Source organism: Nonomuraea aridisoli, from assembly GCF_003236395.1.
GTDB classification, from domain to species: Bacteria; Actinomycetota; Actinomycetes; order Streptosporangiales; family Streptosporangiaceae; genus Nonomuraea; species Nonomuraea aridisoli.
The window spans coordinates 1-6,374 of the sequence record NZ_POUD01000398.1; the positions used below are offsets into that span (position 1 = coordinate 1).

The 6,374-nt window shown below is 74.0% G+C and carries 5 protein-coding genes; 4 read left to right on the forward strand and 1 reads right to left on the reverse strand.

All coding sequences use genetic code 11. From position 1 onward, the window contains the following. The 4 genes from C1J01_RS45175 to C1J01_RS45190 all read left to right on the forward strand — a co-directional run. Positions 1-1,283 (forward strand): extracellular solute-binding protein (locus C1J01_RS45175; protein ID WP_111185164.1); only part of this gene is annotated, 1,283 nt, incomplete at its 5' end. Then, entirely contained in the window at positions 1,280-2,176 is an 897-nt protein-coding gene (locus C1J01_RS45180; protein ID WP_111185165.1) for a carbohydrate ABC transporter permease, read from the forward strand. The genes C1J01_RS45175 and C1J01_RS45180, both read left to right, overlap by 4 nt. After that, positions 2,173-2,973, forward strand: coding sequence for a carbohydrate ABC transporter permease (locus C1J01_RS45185; RefSeq protein WP_111185166.1), 801 nt, complete (start codon positions 2,173-2,175; stop codon positions 2,971-2,973). Before C1J01_RS45180 ends, C1J01_RS45185 begins: the two co-directional genes overlap by 4 nt. Before the next feature lie 15 nt (positions 2,974-2,988). Next, the gene (locus C1J01_RS45190; RefSeq protein WP_111185167.1) at positions 2,989-5,706 is read left to right on the forward strand and encodes a sugar-binding protein; all 2,718 of its coding nucleotides are present in this window, start codon (positions 2,989-2,991) and stop codon (positions 5,704-5,706) included. Between the two features lie 82 nt (positions 5,707-5,788). Here the strand turns inward: C1J01_RS45190 and C1J01_RS45195 are convergent. After that, on the reverse strand, positions 5,789-6,374 hold a 586-nt coding region (locus C1J01_RS45195; RefSeq protein ID WP_235855095.1), incomplete at its 5' end, for a DUF3152 domain-containing protein.

The following is a 6,374-nucleotide window of genomic DNA, read 5'->3' on the forward strand; positions in this document are numbered from 1 at the left end:
CGCCCGCCTCCCCCTCGGCGCAGCCGAGCGCCTCCGCCGTGCGCACCGACGCCGCCGCGCTGGGCGACGTCACGCTCACCGTCTGGGACCAGGAGGTGCGCGGCGGCCAGGCCGCCCAGATGGAGCAGCTGAACAAGGCGTTCCAGGAGAAGTACCCCAACATCAAGCTCAACCGGGTGTCCCGCTCGTTCGACGACCTCAACACCACGCTGCGGCTGGCGCTCAGCGGCAACGAACCCCCTGACGTGGTGGAGGCCAACAACGGCCGCTCGTCGATGGGCGCGTTCGTCAAGGCCGGTCAGCTGCGCCCGCTGGACGCCTACGCCGAGGCGTACGGGTGGAAGGAGCGCTACCCCGAATCGGTGCTGCGCTACTCGCGCTACAGCGCCGACGGCAAGCTGTTCGGCGAGGGCAACCTGTACGGCCTGCCGCAGGTCGGCGAGGTCGTCGGCCTCTTCTACAACCGCGCCAAGCTGACGGAGCTCGGCATCCAGCTGCCGAAGACCTGGTCCGACTTCGAGACGGCGCTGGCCACCGCCAAGGCGGAGGGCGAGGTGCCGCTGCAGTTCGGCAACCTCGACAAGTGGCCGGCCGTCCACGTGTTCGGCACCGTGCAGAGCCGCGTCGTCCCGGCCGAGCAGATCAGCACGCTCGCCTTCGGCCGCAAGGGCGCCACGTGGAACACCCCGGAGAACACCCAGGCCGCCGAGCAGCTGGTGAGCTGGGTCGAGAAGGGCTACTTCGCCGACGGCTTCAACGGGCAGGGCTACGACGCGGCCTGGCAGGCGTTCGGCAAGGGGCGGGGCGTCTTCCTGATCGCCGGCACCTGGCTGCTGGCCGACCTGCAGAAGGCGCTCGGCGACGACCTGGGCTTCATGCTGCCGCCGGGCGCCGCGGCCGACGCGCCGCCGGTGGCGACCGGGGGCACGGGGCTGCCGTTCGCGATCACCGCCAAGAGCCCGCACCCGGACGCGGCGGCGGCGTACATCGACTTCATCACCAGCGCCGACGCGATGAAGGTGCTCACCGACACCGGCAACCTGCCGGTCGCCGACACCGCCGACCAGAGCGTGCCCGACGGGCCGCAGAAGGACGTCTTCACCGCGTTCGGCACGGCGAGCGCGGAGAACGGGCTCGTGCCGTACCTCGACTACGCCACCCCGACGTTCGCCGACACGCTGGGCGCGGCGCTGCAGGACCTGCTCGCCGGGAAGGCGACCCCGCAGGACTTCCTCGGCACCCTGGAGGAGGACTACAAGACGTTCGCCGAGAGCAACGGTTGAGCTCCAAGCCACGCGCGGCCGGCCCTCCGGGAGAGCCCCGCCGCGTCGCCTACCTGTACCTGCTGCCGGCGTTCGTGATCTACGCGGTGTTCCTGCTCTACCCGATCGGGCGCGCCGTGCAGATCTCGCTGTACGACTGGGACGGCCTGACCCTCGGCACCTGGGCGGGCCTGGACAACTACGTGGCCATCGTCGCCGACGAGGGGCTGCGGGCGGCGTTCGGGCACGCGCTCGTGCTGATCGTGTTCTACGCGCTCGGGCCGCTGGTCATCGGCCTGGCGCTGGCCGCGATCCTGCACCACGCCAAGGTGCGCGGCCTCGGCTTCTTCCGCACGGTCGTGTTCCTGCCACAGGTGATCGCCATGGTCGTGGTCGCGGTGGCGTGGCGGCGGGTGTACGCCCCCGACGGCTCGCTCAACGGCCTGCTGAGCGCGCTCGGCCTCGACGGGCTGACCCGTGGCTGGCTGGGCGACTACACCTTCGCGCTGCCCGCGGTCGGCGTGGTCGGCACCTGGTTCGAGACCGGGCTGGTGACGGTGCTGCTGCTGGCCGGGATGAGCCGCATCCCGCCGGAGTTGTACGAGGCGGCGCGGCTGGACGGCGCGGGCCCGGTGCGGGAGTTCTTCGCGGTCACGCTGCCGTCGGTGCGCGGCGAGATCGCGGTCGCGCTGACGCTGACGGTGATCGCCGCGTTGCGCACCTTCGACCTGGTGTACGTCACCACGCGCGGCGGCCCCGGCACCTCGACGACGGTGCCGTCGTACGAGGTCTACCACCGGGCCTTCGGGCTCGGCCAGGTCGGCTCGGCCGCGGCCGTCGGGGTCACGCTCACCGTGGTCATCTTCGCGATCTCGTTCGGGATCAACCGGTTCGCCGACAGGAGGGTCTCGTGATCTCGCGCGCCGAGCGGGCGGCCAACTACGTCATCCTGACGGTGTTCGCGGCGTTCGCGCTCTACCCGATCGTCGTCATCCTGTCGGCCGCGCTGGGCCCCGCCGACGCCGGCGGCACGGCCGGGCCGGCGAACTTCGCGGCGGCGTGGGAGATCGGCCGGTTCGGCACGTACCTGCGCACCAGCCTGGCGGTGTCGGCGTTCGTCGTGGTCGTCAGCGTGGTGTTGTCGATCATGAGCGGGTACGCCTTCGGCACGATGCGCTTCCGCGGCCGGACAGCGCTGTTCTACCTGTTCATGCTCGGGATCATGATGCCGAGCGAGGCCATCGCGGTGCCGCTCTACTTCGACCTGCGCTCCCTGGGGCTGACCGACACGTTCTGGGCGATCTCGCTGCCGCAGGTGGCGCTGTCGGTGGCGTTCGGCACGTTCTGGATGCGGGCCTACTTCCTGGCCTCGAACCGGGCGATCGTGGAGGCGGCGCGCATCGACGGGGCGTCGAGCTGGCGCATCCTGTGGCAGGTGCTGCTGCCGCCGGCCCGTCCCGCCGTCGTCACGCTGACCGTGCTGGTCTTCATGTGGACGTGGAACGAGTTCCTCATCCCGCTGATCATGGTGACCAAGGAGTCGCTGCGCACCGCGCCGCTGGGGCTGGCCTTCTTCCAGGGGCAGTACACCTCCGGCTTCACCCTGCTCGCGGCCGGCTCCGTCATCGTGGCGACGCCGGTCGTGATCTTCTACCTGTTCCTCCAGCGTCACTTCGTCCGCGGGCTGCTCCAGGGGGCGGTCCGCGAGTAACCACCCGGAGGTTGGATGCGTACCAGAACACGGGCAAGAAGACGAGCGGCGGCGGTCCTGGCGGGCGCGGCGGTCGCGCTCGCCGGCCTGCCGGCCGTCCCCGCCGCCGCCGACGAGCCCGCGGGCGGGCGCGCCGCGCCGGTCGACCTCGACGCGCTGTTCGTCGGCGCCCATCCCGACGACGAGGCGTCCACGCTGTCCACGCTCGGCCAGTGGAACGAGGAGCACGGCGTGCGCACCGGCGTGATCACGGTCACGCGCGGCGAGGGCGGCGGCAACGCGGTCGGCCCGGAGGAGGGCCCGGCGCTCGGCCTGCTGCGCGAGGCCGAGGAGCGGGCGGCCGTCGGCAAGGCCGGTGTGACCGAGGTGTTCAACCTGGACGACGTCGACTTCTACTACACGGTGAGCGCGCCGCTGACCGACCAGGTGTGGGGCGGCGACACGCTGGAGAAGGTGGTCCGGGTCGTCCGCCAGACCAGGCCCGAGATCCTGCTGACCATGGACCCGGCGCCCACGCCGGGCAACCACGGCAACCACCAGGAGGCGGCCCGGCTGGCCGTCGCCGCGTTCTACGCGGCCGCCGACCCGAAGGCGTTCCCCGAGCAGATCAGCCGGGAGGGGCTGAAGCCGTTCGCGCCCGCCCGGGTGCTCACCGGCGGCGCGCGCGGCGCCTCGCAGACCGGGCCCGACTGCGCCGCGACCTTCCGGCCGGACAACCCGGCGCAGAACGTCTTCGGCGTCTGGAGCGGGCGCGCCTCGGCGAGCCGGGGCACGACGTGGGCGGCCGTGGAGCGCGAGGCGCAGCGCACGTACGCCTCCCAAGGTTGGGCGTCCTTCCCCGACGTGCCGGCCGACCCGGCGCGGCTCGGCTGCGACTTCTTCACGCAGGTGGACGCGCGGGTGCCGTTCCCCGAGCCGGGCACCCCGGCGGCCGCCGCGCCGACCGCGATCCTCGACGGCTCGCTCACCAGGCCGGACGGCACGGTCCCGCTCGGCACCCGGCTCACCCTCGCGGCGGACGCCTTCGACGTGCGGCCGGGCACACCGTTCGAGGTCGAGGTGAGCGTGACGGCGCCGCCGCGCGAGCCGCTCGGCCGGTCGTCGGTCACGCTGCGCCTGCCGGAGGGCTGGCGGGCCGCGCAGGAGTCCCGTGACCTCGGACGGCTCGCCGCCGGGCGTACCGGGTCGTCCTCGTTCACGGTGACGCCGCCGGAGGGGGCCACCGGGCGGGCCAGGATCGGGGCGGCGCTCACCACCGAGCGGGGAGGCGGCTACACCGACCGGCAGGTCGAGGTCAGCCCCGCCGTACGGGCGGCGCAGCAGCCGCTCCCCCAGGTCGCCCAGTACGAGGAGTGGACGGCCGACGTGGGCGTCGCGCAGCTGCGCGGCCTGGTCACGCCGGTGCTCACGCTGCCCTCGGGCGGCAGCCGCGAGATCGGCGTCGTGGTCACGAACGTCAGCGACGACGCCCAGTCCGGTGTCGTCCGGCTGGAGCTGCCCGCCGGGTTCACCGCCGACCGCGCCGAGGCGCCGTACCGCGATCTCGCCCCGGGGGCGGAGACGACGGTGCCGTTCACGGTGACGAACTCCGACCCGTCGCTGAAGACGTCCAACGAGGGCGGCGACTACGCCTACACGCTCACCGTCACCAGCGGGGACGGCACGAGCAGCAGCCGGCCCGCCCTGGAGCTGGTGCCCGCGGCGACCGTGCCCGAGGCCGCCGCCGCGCCCGCCGTGGACGGCCGGGAGGCCGAGGGCGAGTACGCCGGGCCCGCCCTGGACCTCTCCCGGCTGTGGGAGGGCAGCGCGTGCTCCTCGGCCGCCGACTGCTCCGGCACGGCCAAGGTCGCCTGGCACGACGACACGCTCTTCCTCGTCGTGCACGTCAGGGACGACGTGCCGGGCACGCGCCTGGACGCCTCCGACTGCAAGCGCCACTGGCGCACCGACTCCGTCGAGGTGGCCGTCGACCCGCGCGGCTCCTCCGAGAACACGTCCACGACGTTCAAGGCGGCGGTGCTGCCGGTGACGGCCGAGGGCCCGCCGTGTCACCTGCGCGACGCCGACAACCGGCAGGGGCCGGGCGAGGAGACGGCGCCCGGGATGCGGGTCGCCTCGACGGTGTCCGGCGGCTCGTACGTGGTGGAGATGGCGATCCCGATGGAGGTCCTGCCCGGGGCCGTCGACCCGGATCGGCTCGGGCTGAACATCCTCGTGTACGACTCCGACACCCAGGACAAGACCGGCCAGACCAGGATCGGATGGTCGACGTGGGGCGGGCTGCAGGGTGATCCGTACCGGTGGGGGGTGGCCACGCTGACCGGCTACCGGCCGCCGGCCGACCGGCCCGAGACGCCGCCGGAGCCGGTGATCCCGGACACCGCGCTGTCCAGCCTGGACTCGCCGCAGTCGCTGGAGCAGGCGGTACGGGTCCACGTGCCGCCGACCGGCCCCGCGGCCGGGCCCGCGCGGACGGGTGAGGCCGTCTCGGCCACGGTCGCCGGCGACACGGTGGAGGTGAGGGTGCGCGCCGCCGCGCCCGGGCGGGCGCACCTGTTCGTCCGCGACGCGCAGGGCACGGCGGGCAGCCGCGTCGTCACCGTGTCCCGCCGGGGGACGACGACCGTGGAGGTGCCGCTGACCCGCGCCGTGGGCGATCGGGCGACGGTGGTGGCGGGGTGGCAGGCACACGACGGCGGCGGCACGGCCGCCTCCCAGGTGCCCCTCCGCTGACCGCGGCGCCGGCCGGGCCGATGCGGTGCTCCGTGCCGGCCCGGCCCCTCAGGCGGGTCCGCTGCCCGTTCCGGCGCCTCCGTCATGGGTTGTCGTCGCCGGGGCGGCGGTGGGGGAAGGGCCACGGGTTCGGGCGGCAGCGGCCCAGCGACTTCGACTGCTGCGTCATGACCGGGGCCAGGCGGCCGGGCCCCGGGCAGGGGCGGTGGCGGTGCCCGAGGCCGTGACCGACCTCGTGGCTGATCACGTAGTGGCGGTAGGCGTCGAGGTCGCCGCCGTACTGCCGGACGCCCTTCGCCCAGCGCAGGGCGTTGATGACCGAGCGGCGGCCGTTCCAGCAGGACAGCTCGCCGCCGGTGCGCATCGGCTTGCACTCGCGGTCGGTCAGGCGGGGGCTGGACAGGGAGACGCGCAGCCGCACCGGCGGGCGGTCCACGCGGCGGAAGCGGCCCCAGCCGCGGATGTCGTTGAGCGTCCGGTGCACCTCGTCGGCGAACGAACGCGGGTCGAACGGCAGCCCGTCCTCCACCTCGACCAGGTACCGGATCACCTTGCCCCGGCCGGGCCTGGCGGGGGCCTCGCCGCGCACGACGGTGTAGCGGCCGGAGGCGGAGTGCGGGACCCGCAGGTTCTCGCGTTCCCGGGGCGCCAGCGGCGGGGGCGGTGGG

Excerpts from the sequence above, each read along its gene's own strand:
- C1J01_RS45190 (WP_111185167.1), top strand. The coding sequence starts at position 2,989 with ATGCGTACCAGAACACGGGCAAGAAGACGAGCGGCGGCGGTCCTGGCG.